This window comes from Massilia alkalitolerans DSM 17462, assembly GCF_000427785.1.
In the GTDB taxonomy this organism is placed as follows: domain Bacteria; phylum Pseudomonadota; class Gammaproteobacteria; order Burkholderiales; family Burkholderiaceae_D; genus Telluria; species Telluria alkalitolerans.
Genome location: NZ_ATYR01000005.1, coordinates 220,693 through 236,431, shown reverse-complemented (window position 1 = coordinate 236,431; position 15,739 = coordinate 220,693). Strand labels below are relative to the sequence as shown.

The following is a 15,739-nucleotide window of genomic DNA, read 5'->3' as shown; positions in this document are numbered from 1 at the left end:
CTCCGGAGGTTTTCTTAAGAACGGTCGATCGGTTGGCCGAGCAGCTCGGTCAGGAGTTCCTGCTCTTCGCCATAGCGGGTCACGCGGGTGGCGCGGGCGTAGTCATTGATGTCGCGCGGGTCGTGTTTGCCGGGGGTCCAGGTCGGGTACTTGTGGCGCAGGCCGGCATCGACCGCCATGTCGGACCCGGTCATGCAGGACGATTCGTCCGAAGCCAGGAACACGGCGGCCCAGGCCAGGTCGGCCGCACGCGGGAAGCGCCGCAGCGGCAGCTGGTCCAGGTATTCCTGGCGCGAGTAGAAGCCGCGCCGTTCGGGCTGGACCCAGTCGGGGTCGAACATCTCGTCGCGCATCGTGGTCCAGAGCTGGTGCTCCATCGAGCACGGCGTGATGGTATTGACGCGGATGCCGTGGTGGGCCAGGTCCATCGCCGCCGACCGGGCGAAGTTCAGCAGGCCCGCCTTGGCCGCGCAGTACGAGGCGCCGTCGGCTTCGCCGAAGTGGGCGGCGGTCGACATCACGTGGATGATGCTTCCCCGGGCGCCGCAGGCCAGCATGGCGCGCGCGCCGTGCTGGGTGGCCAGCAGGCCGGCGGTGGCGAAGCTGGCGACCGAGTCGTCCCAGTCGTCGCGCTTCATGTTCAGCACGTCGTCCCAGTGCACCCGGCCGGCCATGTTGACCACGATGTCGAGGCGCCCGTAGCGTTCGACGGTGGCGGCGACGATGCGCCCGACGTCTTCGTCGCGGCGCGCGTCGCCGGCCATGCCGAAGGCTTCCCAGCCGCGTTCGCGGATGAAATCGGCGGCGGCGACGGCCGCTTCTTCCTTGACGTCGGTGACGCAGACCCGGGCGCCTTCGCGCGCCAGGAAGTGGGCGATGGTGCCGCCGATGTTCGGCCCGGCGCCGAACACGATCGCGACCTTGTTCTTCAATCTGTCCATGGTTTCTACTTGTCTCCAGGTGGTGCGCAGCATTTTTCCGGCTGCCAACGTCGACCATTGTTAGCCCTGCGCCAGCCCGGTACAAGTCGAAACCCTTCAAGGCTACTATGCAGAATTTGCATCGCTCGCCGGCTGCCGCGCACATCGTGCAATTAAGTTCTTGAATAATCGTTCTAGAACGATATAATCAGGAAAACGGTCGACCGTCCGGAATGGGCGGCGCCGGCAGAATCTTCCACAAAGACAGCGAGACATTTATGCAAGCCCCAACTTCCGCACGGCAGATCGACGGCGCCCGCTTCCGCGAGGTGCTCGGCAGCTATCCGACCGGCGTCGCCATCGTCACCTGCATCGACGACACCGGCGTCCCCGCCGCCATGGTGATCGGCACCTTCACCTCGGTGTCGCTCGAGCCGCCGCTGATCGGCTACCTGCCGATGAAGACCTCGCGCACCTTCGCGCGCATGCGCGGCGCGGCCACCTTCTGCGTGAATATCCTGGCGGCCGACCAGGAAGCCGTGTGCCAGCACTTCGCTTCCAGCGCGGAAGACAAGTTCGCCGGCCTGGCCTGGCACCCGAGCCCGGCCGGCAATCCGGTGATCGACGGCGTGGTGGCCTGGATCGACTGCGACTACGCCAGCGTGACCGAGGTGGGCGACCATTACATGGTGCTGGGCGGGGTGCTCGACATGGCCCTGGTGCGCGACACCGCGCCGCTGCTGTTCTTCCAGCGCGGCTACGGGCGCTTTTCGCCGGGACCGCTGGTGGCGCAGGCCGAGCGCGAGACCATCGAGGCGGTGCAGCTGGCCGAGATCGGCCGCGACGAGATGGAGGCGGTGGCCGCCGAGCTCGGCGCCGAATGCAGCCTGGTGGCGGCGGTCGGCGGAGACGTCGTCTACGTCGCGACCGAGAACCGCTCGCCGCAGTTCCGCCTGCGCAGCCGCCTCGGCCTGCGGGTGCCCTGCGCGCCGCCGCTCGGGCCCTTATTCGTGGGCAGCCACGGCGCGCCAGGCGAAGGCGAGTGGATCCGCCGCCTCGGGCGTCCGGACCAGGAAACGGTGGACGCCGCCCTGAGCCAGCTGGAGCGGGTGCGCGCGCGCGGCTGGTCGATCGCCCTGCAGGGACCCGACGACGGCGACAGCCTGGAAGAACTGGTGGCCCTGTACTCGGACCGCCACCGCACCCCCGGTCAGGAGCGGCGCCTGCTGGCTGCGGCCAAGGCGCGCGCCGGCCTGCACGAGCCGGCCGAACTGCCGCCGGACGCCAGCTATGACCTGCGCCACCTGTCGGTGCCGGTGCGCGACGGCGCCGGCCAGGTGCTCCTGGTGCTGCGCCTGAGCGCCCTGCCGCCCGGCGCCAGCCTGCAGCAGGTCCAGGGCTGGCTCGGACGCCTGCAGGAATCGGCGGCGCGCCTCGAGCAGTCCATCGCCGCGCGCCGCGCCCGCTGCGCATTCGATCGCGCGGCCTGAGTCCACCCACATCGAGACTGCCGAGACAGCATGGAAATCACGCAAATACGCCATTTCGTCCGCATCGCCGAAACCGGCAGCTACATCAAGGCCGCCGACCTGCTCGACATGGGCCAGTCGACCCTGAGCCGCCAGGTGCGCGCGCTCGAGGTCGAGCTGCGCGCCAGCCTGTTCTACCGCCACGGGCGCGGGGTCATGCTCACCGAGGCCGGCAAGAAGTTTCTGGAGTACGCGCGCGGCGTGCTGCACCTGATGGACTCTGCCGCGATCGCGGTGCGCGACTCGGAGTCGGCGTTTTCGGGCCAGCTCACGATCGGCATGACGCCCAGCATCGGGCGGGCCTGCATCCCCACTCTGCTGCCGCGCCTGGCCGAGCTGTACCCGCGCGCGGCGATCAGCGTGGTCGAAGGCCTGTCCGGCGCGCTCTACGATGCCGTGCTGCTGGGGCAGCTCGACTTCGCCCTGCTGTACAACCCGGCCGCCTCGCCCAACATCCGGATCTCGCCGATCGTGTCCGAGCCGCTGTACCTGATCGGCGCGGCGCCGGTGGGCGAGGCCCAGGACCAGGTCACCCTGGCCGCCGTCGCCGCGCTGCCGCTGATCCTGCCGCACGGGAACCACTCGGTGCGGGTGGCGGTCGAATCGGCCGCCGCGCGCCTGGGCCTCGGCGTGAACCTGGCCCTGCAGGTCGACTCCACCTATTCGACGATGGAGCTGGTGGCGCAGGGCATGGGCTATTCGATCATGCCGCGCCTGGTGGGACGGGGCGCCGGCCTGCCGGCCCTGTCCTGGCAGAAGATCGAGCAGCCGGCCCTGGAGACCACGCTGTGCATGGTGCAGCTGGCGCAGCAGCCGAGCAATCCGCTGGTGAGCGCGGCGGCCGAGGTGGTGCGCGGCAGCCTGGGGGGGCTGCTCGCGCAGTAGACCTTGTAGGGCGGTCGGCTGTGCCGACCGCGCGTTCAAGCAGCTGGTGAAGAACCGCGTTGCATCCATTCGCACGGGAGCTGAACGCGCGCACGGCAAAGCCGTGCACCCTACATATTTCTCAGCCGGCCCAGTCGGAAAACAGCGAGGCGATTGTCTGGCGCAGCCAGCGGTTCGAGACGTCGGCATGGTAGCGCTCATGCCAGTGCTGCTTGACCTGGAAGCGCGGCAGCTCGACCGGCACCGGCAGCGCGCGCACCGCTTCGCTTCCCGCCACCTCGGCCGCGTAACGGTAGGGCACGATCGCCAGCAGTTCGGTCTGCGCCACGATCCGCGCCACCCCAAGGAAGCTGGGCAACTTGAGCGCGATGCGGCGCTCGATTCCCTCCTCCGCCAGCACCTTGTCGACGATCGCATGGCCGGTGCCCGAGGTCAGCACGCGCACGTGCGCTTCCTCGCGCAGCGCTTCTCGGCTCAGCGCCTCCTTGACGCGCGGGTGCGCGGCCGCCGCCAGGCACACGAAATGCTGGTCGAACAGCACCTGCTGGTAGAAGCCGGCCTCCAGGTGCGGCATGAAGCCGACCGCCAGGTCGACACTGCCGTCGGCCAGCTCGGCCGGGCTGTCCGGCGAGATCTTGGCGATCTGCAGACGGATGCCGGGGCCGACCTCGCGCAGGTGGTTCAGCAGGCGCGGCAGCAGCACCACCTCGCTGATGTCGGTCATGCAGATGCGGAACTCGCGCGTGCTGGCGGCCGGGTCGAAGGCCGGCTGGTCGGCCAGCGCATGCTGCAGCGCCTGCAGCGCCTGGCGCACGTCGGCGATCGCGTTCTGCGCGCGCGGCGTGGGCAGCATGCCTTTCGCGGTGCGGCTGAACAGGCGGTCGTTGAAATGCTCGCGCAGGCGCGCCAGCCCGACGCTGACCGTCGACTGCGGCAGGCCGAGGTTGGCCGCGGCCCGGGTCACATTGCCGGTCTTGTAGATCTCGTCGAAGATCGACAGCAGATCGAGGTCGAATCCCATTTCATGCCCCTTCTATTAGAAAACATGATCATCATAATCAAGCTCCATCAGTTTCTCAAATAAAGATCGCAAGGCACACTGGCGGCATCGATAAAAACACAGGAGACCGCCATGAATCGCAGCGATTCCCCCCTGCCTTCCGTCATCGTCGCCGGCGCCGGCATCGGCGGCATCGCCGCCGCGCTGGCGCTGTCGCAGCTCGGCCTGCGCGTGACCGTGCTGGAGCAGGCCCCCGAGCTCGGCGAGATCGGCGCCGGGCTGCAGCTCGGGCCCAACGCCTTCGCCGCCCTCGACGCCCTCGGCGCCGGCGAAGGCGTGCGCCGCCGCGCCGTGTTCACCGAGCGCCTGGTGATGATGGATGCCGTGGATTGCAGCACCGTCGCCAGCTTCGAGGTCGGCGAAGCCTTTCGCGAGCGCTTCAAGAACCCCTACGCGGTGATCCACCGCGCCGACATCCATACCGCCATCCTGGAACAGGTGCGGACCATCCCCAACATCGAACTGGTCACCTCCTGCCGGATCGAATCGATCGCGCAGGACGTCGGCGGCGTGAGCGTGACCGCCGAAGGCGGGCGCGAATTCCGCGCCGACTACCTGATCGGCTGCGACGGCGTGAAGTCGGTGGCGCGCGAAGCGGTGGTGGGCGACGGAGTGCGCGTCTCCGGCCACGTGGTCTACCGCGCCGTGGTGCCGGTGGCCGACATGCCCGAGGAACTGCGCATGAACGCCCCGGTGGTCTGGGCCGGTCCCAACTGCCACCTGGTGCACTACCCGCTGCGCGGCGGCGAGCAGTACAACCTGGTCGTGACCTTCCACAGCCGCGAGCAGGAAAGCTGGGGCGTGTCCGACGGCTGCAAGGAGGAAGTGCTGTCCTACTTCACCGGCATCGACGAGCTGCCGCGCAAGCTGCTGCACCTGCCCTCGAGCTGGCGGCGCTGGAGCACCGCCGACCGCGACCCGGTGGACAACTGGACCGACGGCCGCATCACCCTGCTGGGCGACGCCGCCCATCCGATGATGCAGTACCTGGCCCAGGGCGCCTGCATGGCGCTGGAAGACGCAGTCACCCTCGGCGCGGCGGTGCGCCACTGCGACTACGACATGGCCGCCGCCTTTGACCTCTACCAGCGCTCGCGCATCGCCCGCACCGCGCGGGTGGTGCTGTCGGTGCGCGAGATGGGGCGCCTGTACCACGCCGCCGGCGTCGAGCGCCTGGTGCGCAACGAACTGTGGAAAGGACGCAGCGCCGCCGGCTTCTACGAGGCGCTGGCCTGGCTGTACGACTGGAACGCCGAGAACTGCCTGGCGCCGGACGCTTGAGGACATCCCGAGGAGAACAAGACATGAACAAGGAACTGGCCCAGCACGAGCTGCTGGCCGCGCGCCGCGCGCTCTACCAGGACATGCAGGCCCTGCACCTGTCCCCGCTGTGGGAATCGCTGCACACGCTGGTGCCGCGCCAGCCCACGCCCGACTACGAAGCCGCGCTGTGGCGCTATGAAGACGTGCTGCCGCACCTGACCCGCGCCGGAGAAGTGATCTCGGCGGAGGAAGCGGTGCGCCGCGTGCTGATCCTGGAGAACCCGGGCCTCAAGGGCAGCGCTTCGATCACCCGTTCGCTGTACGCCGGCCTGCAGCTGATCCTGCCGGGCGAGATCGCGCCGGCCCACCGCCACACCCAGTCGGCCCTGCGCTTCATCGTCCAGGGCAAGGGCGCCTACACCGCGGTCGACGGCGAGCGCACCATGATGCAGCCGGGCGACTTCATCCTGACCCCGGCCTGGGCCTGGCACGACCATGGCAACCCGGGCATCGACGGGGTCAGCGAGCCGGTGGTCTGGCTCGACGGACTGGACATCCCGACCATCCGCTTCTTCAGCAGCGGCTTCGCCGAGAACGGCGACAGCGCCAGCCAGCCGATCGCGCGCCCCGAGGGACGCAGCTTCGCGGCCTACGGCAACAACATGGCGCCGGTGCGCCACCAGCACAGCGGCGGCAGCTCGCCGATCTTCAACTATCCCTACGAGCGCTCGCGCGAGGCGCTCGAGACCCTGCGCCGCCAACAGGAGATCGACGCCTGGCTCGGCGTCAAGCTGCGCTACGTGAATCCGCTGAACGGCGGCGCCCCGATGCCCACCATCGGCGCCTGCATGCAGCTGCTGCCGGCGGGCTTTCGCGGCCTGCCCCACCGCAGCACCGACGGCACCGTCTACAGCGTCGTGGAAGGCCGCGGCACCGCCGTCATCGGCGGCCGCCGCTTCGACTTCGCGCCGCGCGACACCTTCGTGGTGCCTTCCTGGGCCACGCTGGCGCTGGAAGCGCTCGAAGACGCGGTGCTGTTCAGCTTCTCGGACCGCCCGGTACTGGAAGCGATCGGCCAGCTGCGCGAAGAATTCCTGCCCGAATAATCCATCCATACGGACTTACGCACCATGAGCGACAACTTCATCTTCCCCGCCCAGGCCATCGTTGGCCTTCCCGTCAACGGCAGCGACGCTGCTTTTCCGGTGCGCCGCATCTACTGCGTCGGCCGCAACTATGCCGCGCATGCGCGCGAGATGGGCTTCGATCCGGACCGCGAGCCGCCATTCTTCTTCTGCAAGCCGAACGACGCCGAATCGGTGGTGCCGGTTGCAGCCGGCGCCACGGTGGCCCTGCCCTACCCGCCGCGCACCGAAAACTACCACTACGAGATCGAACTGGTGGTGGCGATCGGTAGAAGCGGCCGCGACATCGCCGTCGAGGACGCGGCAAACCACATCTTCGGCTATGCCGTCGGCCTGGACATGACCCGGCGCGACCTGCAGATGCGCATGCGCGAGCAGGGCCGCCCCTGGGAGATCGGCAAGGCCTTCGACTACTCGGCGCCGATCGGTCCGATCACGCGCATCGCCGACAGCGGCGCCCTCGACGCCGGCGCCATCGCGCTCACCGTCGACGGCAAGATCGTGCAGAGCAGCGACCTGGCCAAGCTGATCTGGAACGTCAAGGAAACTATCGCCCAGCTCTCGACCCTGTTCGATCTGCGTCCCGGCGACCTGATCATGACCGGCACGCCGGAAGGCGTGGGCGCCGTGACCCCGGGCCAGCGCATGGTCGGCAGCATTGACGGCCTCACGCCAATCACCGTCGACGTCATCAAGAGCGCGTGATGAAGCTGCATACCTTCTTTCGCAGTTCCGCCTCCTACCGGGTGCGCATCGCCCTGAACCTGAAGGGCCTGGCGGCCGAGCACCTGCACGTGCACCTGTCGAAGAACGGCGGCGATCAATTCGCCCCCGCCTTCGACGCCTTGAATCCCCAGCACCTGCTGCCGGTGCTCGAGGACGAGGGCCTGGTGCTGGCCCAATCGCTGGCCATCATCGAGTACCTCGACGAGACCCGCCCGCAAGCGCCGCTGCTGCCGCTGGACCCAGCCGGCCGGGCGCGCGTGCGCGCCCTGTCGCAGATGATCGCCTGCGACATCCACCCGCTCAACAACCTGCGCGTGCTGAAGTACCTCGGCGGCGAGCTGGGCCTGCCGGAAGAGCGCAGGAACGCCTGGTACCGCCACTGGGTGGCACTGGGCCTGGAAGCGCTGGAACGCAAGCTGGCGCGCAGCCCTGCCACCGGGCTGTTCTGCCACGGCGACACCCCGACCATGGCCGACTGCTGCCTGATCCCGCAGCTGTACAATGCGCGCCGCTTCGAGTGCGACCTGGCGCCCTACCCCGTTATCGGCGCCATCGCCGCACGCTGCGAAGCCCTGGAGGCCTTCGCCCAGGCCCGCCCCGAGGCGCAGGCCGACGCGCAATGACACCGTGAGGAGACACCCATGAAAGTCCTGGTACCCGTCAAGCGCGTGGTCGACTACAACGTCAAGGTCCGCGTCAAATCCGACGGCAGCGGCGTGGATACCGCCAACGTCAAAATGTCGATGAACCCGTTCGACGAGATCGCGCTCGAAGAAGCGGTGCGCCTGAAGGAGGCCGGGGAGGTCACCGAGGTGGTGGCGGTGTCGGTAGGTAGCGCCCAGTGCCAGGAAACCCTGCGTACCGGCATGGCGATCGGCGCCGACCGCGGCATCCTGGTCGAGACCAGTGTCGAGACCGAGCCGCTGGCCGTGGCCAAGATCATGAAGGCGCTGGCCGACAAGGAACAGCCGCACTTGATCATCCTGGGCAAGCAGGCGATCGACGACGATGCGAACCAGACCGGCCAGATGCTGGCAGCGCTGCTGGGCTGGCCGCAAGCCACCTTCGCTTCGAAAGTGGTGCTGGAAGAAGGTAAAGTCACCGTGACCCGCGAAGTCGACGGCGGCCTGGAAACAGTCAGCTTGACCTTGCCGGCCATCGTCACCACCGACCTGCGCCTGAACGAGCCGCGCTACGTCACGCTGCCGAACATCATGAAGGCCAAGAAGAAGCCTTTGGCGACCGTCAAGCCGGAAGACCTGGGCGTCGACGTGAGCCCGCGCCTGAAGACCCTGAAAGTGGTCGAGCCGGCCAAGCGCTCGGCCGGCGTCAAGGTGCCGGACGTGGCGACCCTGGTGCAGAAGCTGCGCTTCGAAGCCAAAGTCATCTAGGAGAAGCGAACATGCTCGCACTCGTCATTGCTGAACACGACAACGGCTCCCTCAAGGGCGCTACCCACCACACCGTGACCGCGGCCGCCCAATGCGCCGGCGAGGTCCACATCCTGGTCGCCGGATCGGGCTGTGGCGCCGCCGCCGAAGCCGCCGCTGGAATCGCGGGTGTAGCCAAGGTGCTGGTCGCCGACGCGCCGCAGCTGCTGGACGGCCTGGCCGAGAACGTGGCCGAGCAGATCCTGGCGATCGCCGCAAGCTACTCGCACATCCTGGCCCCGGCCACTGCCTACGGCAAGAACATCCTGCCGCGCGTGGCCGCCAGGCTGGACGTGGCCCAGATCTCGGAAATCACCAAGGTCGAGTCCCCTGACACCTTCGAGCGTCCGATCTACGCCGGTAACGCCATCGCCACCGTCCAATCCGGCGACCCGGTGAAGGTCATCACCGTGCGCGGCACCGCGTTCGACGCCGCCGCCACCGGCGGTTCGGCTGCGGTGGAGCAGATCGCTCCAGTGGCCGATTCGGGCAAGTCGAGCTTTGTCGGCCGCGAGCTGGCCACCTCGAGCCGTCCGGAACTGACCGCCGCCAGGATCATCGTGTCGGGTGGCCGCGGCATCGGATCGGCCGAGAACTTCACCCTGCTCGAGCCGCTGGCCGACAAACTGAAAGCCGCAATCGGCGCATCGCGCGCCGCGGTCGACGCCGGCTTCGTGCCGAACGACTGGCAGGTCGGCCAGACCGGCAAGATCGTCGCNCCGACCCTGTACATCGCGGTCGGCATCTCGGGCGCGATCCAGCACCTGGCCGGCATGAAGGACTCGAAGACCATCGTCGCCATCAACAAGGATCCGGAAGCGCCGATCTTCTCGGTGGCCGACTACGGCCTGGTGGGCGACCTGTTCGAGGTCGTGCCGCAGCTGGTCAAGGAACTGGGTTAATTTCCGACGGTGGGTGCGCGTCGATGCAGCCCCCACCTTCGATTACTCATCCACGTCGTTCCGGCGCAGGCCGGAACCCAATTTCAGATGCGTATCGCTAGCGTTCGACGTTAGAGGCAGCGCAGGCAAACTTGGGTTCCCGCCTTCGCGGGAACGACGTTGTAGTTTGTAGCGTACGTATCCTGTGGCGTTCGACGTCGCAGACCTATATCAGGAGACAAAGGTGAGCTATCAAGCCCCGCTGAAAGACATGCAGTTCGTGCTGAACGAACTGGCGAATCTGGCCGAGATCAACCAGCTGCCCGGCTGCGAGGACGCGACCCCGGACACCGTGGATGCCGTGCTCGAAGAAAGCGCGAAGTTCTGCGGCGAGGTCATCGCGCCGCTGAACCACGCCGGCGACAAGGAGCCGAGCTTCTGGAAGGATGGGTCGGTCACCACCTCGAAGGGCTTCCGCGACGCCTTCCGGGCGTTTGCCGACGGCGGCTGGCAAGGCATCCAGCATCCGAGCGAATTCGGCGGCCAGGGCCTGCCGAAGCTGGTCGCGACGCCGTGCATGGAGATGCTGCACGCAGCCAACCTGTCCTTCGCGCTGGCGCCGCTGCTGACCGACGGCGCCATCGAGGCGCTGCTCACCGCCGGGTCGGATGAACAGAAGAAGCTGTTCCTGGAGCCGCTCATCAGCGGCAAGTGGACCGGCACCATGAACCTGACCGAGCCGCAAGCCGGTTCCGACCTGGCCGCCGTGCGCACCCGCGCCGAGCCGCAGGGTGACGGCACCTACAAGATCTTCGGCACCAAGATCTTCATCACCTACGGCGAGCACGACATGGCGGAGAACATCATCCACCTCGTGCTGGCGCGCACGCCGGACGCGCCAAGCGGCGTGAAGGGCATCTCGCTGTTCATCGTGCCGAAGTTCCTGGTGAACCTTGATGGCTCGCTGGGCGAGCGCAACGATGCGCACTGCGTCTCGATCGAGCACAAGCTGGGCATCAAGGCCTCGCCGACCGCCGTGCTGCAGTTCGGCGACCACGGCGGCGCCATCGGCACCCTGGTGGGCGAAGAGAACCGCGGCCTCGAGTACATGTTCATCATGATGAACGCGGCGCGCTTCGGCGTCGGCATGCAGGGCGTCGGCCTGGCCGAACGCGCCTACCAGCAGGCCGTCGCTTTCGCCAAGGACCGCGTCCAGTCGCGCGAAGTGGCCGGTTCGCCGGGCCCGGTGGCCATCATCAACCACCCGGATGTGCGCCGCATGCTGATGTCGATGCGTTCCCAGACCGAGGCCGCGCGTGCGCTGGCCTACGTCGGCGCCGCCTTGTCCGACATCGCGCACAACCACCCTGACGAAGCGACCCGCAAGGCCAACCTGTCGGTCTACGAATACCTGGTCCCGATCATCAAGGGCTGGTCGACCGAGATGAGCGAGAACGTGGCGCGCGACGGTGTGCAGGTGCATGGCGGCATGGGCTTCATCGAAGAAACCGGCGCGGCCCAGCACTACCGCGACGCCAAGATCCTCACGATCTACGAAGGCACCACCGCGATCCAGGCCAACGACCTGGTGGGCCGCAAGACCGTGCGTGACGGCGGCGCCGTGGCGAAGTCGCTGATCGAACAGGTGCGCGCGGTCCAGGCGCAGCTGGACGAAGTCCAGGGCGAGGAATTCGCCGCGATCCGCCGCCAGCTGGCGCTCGGTTCGACGGCGCTGGAACAGGTGGTCGACTTCGTCGTGGCCAACGCCAAATCGGACGTGCGCGCCGTGTTCGCGGGCAGCGTGCCGTACCTGAAGCTGGCCGGCATCGTGCTGGGCGGCTGGCAGATGGCGCGCGCCGCACTGGTCGCCCAGAAGAAGCTGGCGGCAGGCGAGGGCGATGCGTCCTTCCTGCGCGCCAAGATCGCCACCGCGCGCTTCTTCGCCGACCACGTGCTCTCGAGCGCCCCTGGCCTGCGCACCGCCATCGTCGAAGGCGCGCCGGGCGTGCTGGCGCTGGAGGTCGATCAGTTCTGATCGTTCGGAGCATCGACACGGAGCGGCCTGCGGGCCGCTTTTTTATTGCCCGCCCGCTGAGTTTGATGTCGGACAAACGGGGCGTGACGGCCGCGTTCGTAAGCTGGCTCTACTTATCATCACTACGGGAGCCGATATGCTGTCAACGCGACGAAGCCGATACCCTTACACAGTCCTGGCGGTTTCATCAATGTTGCTGCTGGCCGCTTGTGGCGGCGGCAACGATTCCGACGGCGGCGCCACTGCGGCCGATCCGCCGCCGGTCGTGCCCAGCCCGCCGCCGCCACCGCAGCCGAACCCGCCGGCGCCCGAGGTCGTACTGGCCGACACCTATACCGAGCTCGTCGCCGGCACCATCAACAGCCCGCGCGGCTGGCCGGCCTGGACGGCGCCGCCCACGCGCGACCCGGTGGGCGGCGTCGGCTGCCTGGGCACGATCCGCTACCACGTGCATGCGCTGCTCTCGGTCTACAAGGATGGGGTGCGGGTCGGACTGCCCGACAATGTCGGCCGCAGCAATGGCTGTACCTACGAGCTGCACACCCACGACGTGACCGGCGTGCTGCACATCGAGACCGATGTCGCGAAACGCTTCACGCTGGGGCAGTTCTTCGCGCTGTGGCGCCAGCCCCTGGCGGCCGCGGGCACGGCCGGGCTGGCGGGGCCAATCCGCTTCTACCTGATCGAGAACGAAAGGCTCACGCCGTATACGGGCGATCCGGCCCAGATCGAGCTGGTGGGAGGCCGGGAGATCGTCGTCATCAGCGGTACCGCACCGCGTGTGCTGCCGAAGTATCGCTGGCCAGCAGGTTTGTGAGAGCAGTGGAAGTGCTGGCGGTGTGCCAACACCGTCTTTGAAGCGGCCTGTGGGCCGCTTTTTTTATTGCCCTGCTAACGCTTTCATCGTTTCAATTTATTTCGGCAAATAATATTTGCAATAAAGACATTATGTGCAAAGGAAATTTGCATAAAAACATGTACTTCGATATTTAGTTTGGCTCAAAGCGGGCTCATCCTTACGGAACTAACTTGTACCTAAGCCGCGCATGAGCCGCGCGGCCCATCCCACACTCAACGGCTCGACGAGGAAAACATCATGGGTATCGAGAACTACGGCGACAACCACGATCACGACCACGACAAGGATTGCGGCCACGACCGCGACCGGGACAGGGATGACGACAAGGACCGCGACTACTGCAAGTGCAAGAAGGAGCGGGCCGAGTACAAGAAGGAGCGCGACGAGTACCGCAAGGAGCGCGACGAGTACAAGAAGGAGCGCGAGGAGTGGAAGAAGAAGGCTTACAAGTACAAGAAGGAGCTCTACGAGTACAAGGCCTTCGTGAAGGACGCGCTGGAGCGCCTCGGCGTCTTCGCCCGCAAGCTCGACCACCTGCAGCACGACCTGGTCGACGAAGCAAAGAAGCTCGGCAAGCATCATGATCACGACAAGGATCATGACAAGGATGACGACAAGGACCACGACAAGGATCACGACTAGTCGGTCGCCGCCGGCCCGAGCGAGGGCCTCCAGTCCGCCTGTGAGCCCGGGGGAACGATGCTGCCGGCATTGTTCCCCCGGGTTCGAGCAAGCCGCGATCAGCCGTAGGAGCCGCCGGTGTACAGCAGGTCGAACACCCGCGCAATCGTCCCGATCAGCACGATCGCTCCCACTCCCAGGATCAGCACCAGCACCAGCGCCAGCACCCAGTTCGAGCGCGAACGCTTGCCGCTGTCCTTGTTGTGCTGCGCATCCCAGGCCTCGTCCGGCGTCAGCCCGATGACGAGCCCCTCGATGAAGCCCACGATGTACGACAGCAATAGCGGCAGCAGCACGTAGAATGGGTGCGGCTTCACCGCGCCCCACAGGATGCCGGTCAGCGGCAGGCTGCACAGGTGCAGCAGGCCGAGGCGGTCGGCGCCGCCTTTCAGGTAGAAGCGGTGCACGCCGAAGCCGCCCAGCAGCAGGGCGAGCAGAGTGGCGATGGTCTTGTTCTTGTGCTGGACAGCCATGAGCGTTGCCAAAAGTTCAGGAAAACCGAAGTATGGTGCAAAATGGCAAGGAAGGCACGCATTGCGTGCACCCAGCCCATCATCCGACCATGTTCAAGACGCGCTCCTACCTGGCAGAAATCCAGCTCAAGCCCACCGCGCCGCTTGAGCCCGCCGCGTTTCCCTTCACCCTGCCGGCGATCCGGTCCCTCGCGCGCCTGGTCCTGCACCCGAATGTCACCTTCCTGGTCGGGGAGAACGGCTCCGGCAAGTCGACCCTGCTGGAGGCGATCGCAGTGGGCATGGGCTTCAATGCCGAGGGCGGCAGCCGCAACTTCAGGTTTGCCACCTGGGAGTCGCATTCGAGCCTGCACGAACACCTGCGCTTCGTGCGCGGCTTCGAAAAACCGCGCGACGGCTTCTTCCTGCGCGCCGAGACCTTCTACAACGTCAGCAGCGAAATCGAACGCCTCGACGAAGGGCCTGGCGGCCCACCGATCATCAACTCGTTCGGCGGCAAATCGCTGCACAAGCAGTCGCATGGCGAGTCCTTCCTCACCCTGTTCATGGAACGCTTCGGCGGGCAGAGCTTCTACATGCTGGACGAACCCGAGGCCGCCCTGTCGCCGCAGCGCCAGCTCGCGCTGCTGAGCCGACTGCACGACCTGGTCGGCAAGCGCAGCCAGTTCGTCATCGCCACCCATTCGCCGATCCTGATGGCCTACCCGAACGCCACCATCTACGAATGCGGCGAGCACGGCATCCGCGAGATCGCCTACGAAGATACGGAACACTACCGCGTCACCCACGATTTCCTGGCCAATCCATCACGCATGCTACGTGTCCTGATGGGCGAGGAGTAGGGAAGGGCCGCCAACAGTGGCCTTGTCGCCAAAAATCGGCGATAATGCTCAATTCGCCGAACCTCACGCTGCGTGTCCGCCGTGTTGCTATAACCGCTTGCCCCTATCTAGGCTTACGCGCTATAATCGTCGGCTTTCTCCGTCCAATACAACTTTTTGGAAATATTATGGTCGTTATCCGTTTGGCTCGTGGCGGCGCAAAAAAGCGCCCGTTCTACAACATCGTTGCAACCGATTCGCGTAACCGTCGCGATGGCCGTTTCATCGAGCGCATCGGTTTCTACAACCCGATGGCTTCGGGCGCTGAAGTCGGCCTGCGTATCGCTGCTGACCGTCTGGCTCATTGGCAAGGCGTTGGCGCACAACTGTCGCCGACCGTTGCTCGCCTGGTTGCCAACCAGCAGCCTGCAGCTTAAGTAAGGCAGGTCAAGGCTTGACCGATTCGGCAGCATCCGGGGTGCAAGTCCCCGACGACCTGGTTCAGGTTGGATACGTATCCGGCGCATTCGGGATCGTGGGTGGACTTCGCGTCACTCCGTTCTCGACGGACGCCGATGCGCTGCTGAAGGTCAAGACCTGGTGGCTCGACAAGCCGGCCCAGCGCTCCGTCTCCGTGCGGACCGCGAAGATGCATGGCGGCGACGTGGTCGCCACCCTGGTCGGCATGCGTGACCGCAACGAAGCCGAAGCGCTGAAAGGTGCGGGCGTGTTCGTGGCGCGCAGCGAGTTCCCGAAGCTCGAGGAAGACGAATTCTACTGGTCCGACCTGATCGGACTGGACGCGGTCAACCTGGAGGGCGAAGCCCTCGGCAAGGTGACCGACATGATGCACAACGGCGCGCAGTCGATCCTCAGGATCACGCCCGTCGAGGCTGGCGCCCCCGATGCGAAAGTATCGGAGCGCCTCGTGCCGTTTGTGGACCAGTTCGTCCGGACCGTCGATCTCGAATCAAAGAAGATTACCCTTGACTGGGGTCTGGATTATTGACCCTAGGAACGTGAAGCGAGGT

Annotated in this window: 17 protein-coding genes; 14 read left to right on the top strand and 3 right to left on the bottom strand. The window is 66.6% G+C overall.

What is annotated here, in order from left to right; genetic code table 11:
• Nucleotides 1–14: 14 nt before the first annotated feature.
• Nucleotides 15–941: an SDR family NAD(P)-dependent oxidoreductase gene (locus tag YWC_RS0107975; protein WP_027864895.1), complete on the bottom strand. Its 927-nt coding sequence runs from the start codon at nucleotides 939–941 to the stop codon at nucleotides 15–17.
• A gap of 257 nt (nucleotides 942–1,198) precedes the next feature.
• On the opposite strand from YWC_RS0107975, the gene YWC_RS0107970 reads away from it, so the two are divergent.
• Together YWC_RS0107970 and YWC_RS0107965 are read left to right on the top strand one after the other, a co-directional pair.
• Nucleotides 1,199–2,410 carry a flavin reductase gene (locus tag YWC_RS0107970; RefSeq protein WP_027864894.1) on the top strand — a complete coding sequence of 404 codons (1,212 nt, stop codon included), beginning with the start codon at nucleotides 1,199–1,201 and terminating at the stop codon, nucleotides 2,408–2,410.
• 30 nt (nucleotides 2,411–2,440) lie between these two features.
• On the top strand, nucleotides 2,441–3,334 hold the full coding sequence (locus YWC_RS0107965) for a LysR family transcriptional regulator (protein WP_027864893.1): 894 nt from the start codon (nucleotides 2,441–2,443) through the stop codon (nucleotides 3,332–3,334).
• A 121-nt stretch (nucleotides 3,335–3,455) separates the two neighbouring features.
• Here the strand turns inward: YWC_RS0107965 and YWC_RS0107960 are convergent, their stop codons facing one another.
• A complete protein-coding gene (locus YWC_RS0107960; RefSeq protein ID WP_027864892.1) occupies nucleotides 3,456–4,355 on the bottom strand; it encodes a LysR family transcriptional regulator in 900 nt (299 codons plus the stop codon).
• Between the two features lie 111 nt (nucleotides 4,356–4,466).
• Between YWC_RS0107960 and YWC_RS0107955 the strand changes: the two genes are divergently transcribed.
• From YWC_RS0107955 to YWC_RS0107915, 9 genes are all read left to right on the top strand, one after another.
• Nucleotides 4,467–5,675: a 3-hydroxybenzoate 6-monooxygenase gene (locus YWC_RS0107955; RefSeq protein ID WP_027864891.1), complete on the top strand. Its 1,209-nt coding sequence runs from the start codon at nucleotides 4,467–4,469 to the stop codon at nucleotides 5,673–5,675.
• 23 nt (nucleotides 5,676–5,698) lie between these two features.
• Nucleotides 5,699–6,763 (top strand): gentisate 1,2-dioxygenase, encoded by a 1,065-nt coding sequence (gene gtdA / locus YWC_RS0107950; RefSeq protein ID WP_036213599.1) that lies wholly within the window; start codon nucleotides 5,699–5,701, stop codon nucleotides 6,761–6,763.
• A gap of 24 nt (nucleotides 6,764–6,787) precedes the next feature.
• Entirely contained in the window at nucleotides 6,788–7,507 is a 720-nt protein-coding gene (locus YWC_RS0107945) for a fumarylacetoacetate hydrolase family protein (RefSeq protein ID WP_036213596.1), read from the top strand.
• Nucleotides 7,507–8,151, top strand: a complete 645-nt coding sequence (maiA, locus tag YWC_RS0107940; protein WP_027864888.1) for a maleylacetoacetate isomerase — start codon at nucleotides 7,507–7,509, stop codon at nucleotides 8,149–8,151. The genes YWC_RS0107945 and maiA overlap by 1 nt, the downstream gene beginning before the upstream one ends.
• A gap of 18 nt (nucleotides 8,152–8,169) precedes the next feature.
• Complete coding sequence (locus YWC_RS0107935; protein ID WP_027864887.1) at nucleotides 8,170–8,919, top strand: electron transfer flavoprotein subunit beta/FixA family protein; 750 nt, start codon at nucleotides 8,170–8,172, stop codon at nucleotides 8,917–8,919.
• A gap of 11 nt (nucleotides 8,920–8,930) precedes the next feature.
• Nucleotides 8,931–9,860: an electron transfer flavoprotein subunit alpha/FixB family protein gene (locus YWC_RS0107930; protein WP_027864886.1), complete on the top strand. Its 930-nt coding sequence runs from the start codon at nucleotides 8,931–8,933 to the stop codon at nucleotides 9,858–9,860.
• Between the two features lie 223 nt (nucleotides 9,861–10,083).
• Nucleotides 10,084–11,874, top strand: a complete 1,791-nt coding sequence (locus YWC_RS0107925) for an acyl-CoA dehydrogenase (protein ID WP_027864885.1) — start codon at nucleotides 10,084–10,086, stop codon at nucleotides 11,872–11,874.
• A gap of 190 nt (nucleotides 11,875–12,064) precedes the next feature.
• Nucleotides 12,065–12,691: a hypothetical protein gene (locus tag YWC_RS31515; RefSeq protein ID WP_051306316.1), complete on the top strand. Its 627-nt coding sequence runs from the start codon at nucleotides 12,065–12,067 to the stop codon at nucleotides 12,689–12,691.
• Between the two features lie 279 nt (nucleotides 12,692–12,970).
• Nucleotides 12,971–13,375 carry a hypothetical protein gene (locus tag YWC_RS0107915; protein WP_027864884.1) on the top strand — a complete coding sequence of 135 codons (405 nt, stop codon included), beginning with the start codon at nucleotides 12,971–12,973 and terminating at the stop codon, nucleotides 13,373–13,375.
• A gap of 98 nt (nucleotides 13,376–13,473) precedes the next feature.
• Here the strand turns inward: YWC_RS0107915 and YWC_RS0107910 are convergent, their stop codons facing one another.
• Nucleotides 13,474–13,887, bottom strand: coding sequence for an NINE protein (locus YWC_RS0107910; RefSeq protein ID WP_027864883.1), 414 nt, complete (start codon nucleotides 13,885–13,887; stop codon nucleotides 13,474–13,476).
• A gap of 89 nt (nucleotides 13,888–13,976) precedes the next feature.
• Between YWC_RS0107910 and YWC_RS0107905 the strand changes: the two genes are divergently transcribed.
• The 3 genes from YWC_RS0107905 to rimM all read left to right on the top strand — a co-directional run bounded on the left by YWC_RS0107905 (nucleotide 13,977) and on the right by rimM (nucleotide 15,717).
• Nucleotides 13,977–14,729, top strand: a complete 753-nt coding sequence (locus YWC_RS0107905) for an AAA family ATPase (RefSeq protein ID WP_027864882.1) — start codon at nucleotides 13,977–13,979, stop codon at nucleotides 14,727–14,729.
• A gap of 167 nt (nucleotides 14,730–14,896) precedes the next feature.
• A complete protein-coding gene (rpsP, locus tag YWC_RS31985; protein ID WP_036216003.1) occupies nucleotides 14,897–15,145 on the top strand; it encodes a 30S ribosomal protein S16 in 249 nt (82 codons plus the stop codon).
• Nucleotides 15,146–15,186: 41 nt separating this feature from the next.
• Nucleotides 15,187–15,717: a ribosome maturation factor RimM gene (gene rimM, locus YWC_RS0107895; RefSeq protein ID WP_027864880.1), complete on the top strand. Its 531-nt coding sequence runs from the start codon at nucleotides 15,187–15,189 to the stop codon at nucleotides 15,715–15,717.
• Nucleotides 15,718–15,739 lie beyond the last annotated feature (22 nt).

What these genes read in the sequence shown, in the direction of transcription:
- YWC_RS0107965 (WP_027864893.1), top strand. Translation starts at nt 2,441, where the DNA reads ATGGAAATCACGCAAATACGCCATTTCGTCCGCATCGCCGAAACCGGC.
- YWC_RS0107915 (WP_027864884.1), top strand. Translation starts at nt 12,971, where the DNA reads ATGGGTATCGAGAACTACGGCGACAACCACGATCACGACCACGACAAG.
- gtdA (WP_036213599.1), top strand. Translation starts at nt 5,699, where the DNA reads ATGAACAAGGAACTGGCCCAGCACGAGCTGCTGGCCGCGCGCCGCGCG.
- YWC_RS0107970 (WP_027864894.1), top strand. Translation starts at nt 1,199, where the DNA reads ATGCAAGCCCCAACTTCCGCACGGCAGATCGACGGCGCCCGCTTCCGC.
- YWC_RS0107960 (WP_027864892.1), bottom strand. Translation starts at nt 4,355, where the DNA reads ATGGGATTCGACCTCGATCTGCTGTCGATCTTCGACGAGATCTACAAG.
- maiA (WP_027864888.1), top strand. Translation starts at nt 7,507, where the DNA reads ATGAAGCTGCATACCTTCTTTCGCAGTTCCGCCTCCTACCGGGTGCGC.
- YWC_RS0107905 (WP_027864882.1), top strand. Translation starts at nt 13,977, where the DNA reads ATGTTCAAGACGCGCTCCTACCTGGCAGAAATCCAGCTCAAGCCCACC.
- YWC_RS0107945 (WP_036213596.1), top strand. Translation starts at nt 6,788, where the DNA reads ATGAGCGACAACTTCATCTTCCCCGCCCAGGCCATCGTTGGCCTTCCC.
- YWC_RS0107975 (WP_027864895.1), bottom strand. Translation starts at nt 941, where the DNA reads ATGGACAGATTGAAGAACAAGGTCGCGATCGTGTTCGGCGCCGGGCCG.
- rpsP (WP_036216003.1), top strand. Translation starts at nt 14,897, where the DNA reads ATGGTCGTTATCCGTTTGGCTCGTGGCGGCGCAAAAAAGCGCCCGTTC.
- YWC_RS0107935 (WP_027864887.1), top strand. Translation starts at nt 8,170, where the DNA reads ATGAAAGTCCTGGTACCCGTCAAGCGCGTGGTCGACTACAACGTCAAG.
- YWC_RS0107910 (WP_027864883.1), bottom strand. Translation starts at nt 13,887, where the DNA reads ATGGCTGTCCAGCACAAGAACAAGACCATCGCCACTCTGCTCGCCCTG.
- YWC_RS0107955 (WP_027864891.1), top strand. Translation starts at nt 4,467, where the DNA reads ATGAATCGCAGCGATTCCCCCCTGCCTTCCGTCATCGTCGCCGGCGCC.
- YWC_RS31515 (WP_051306316.1), top strand. Translation starts at nt 12,065, where the DNA reads ATGTTGCTGCTGGCCGCTTGTGGCGGCGGCAACGATTCCGACGGCGGC.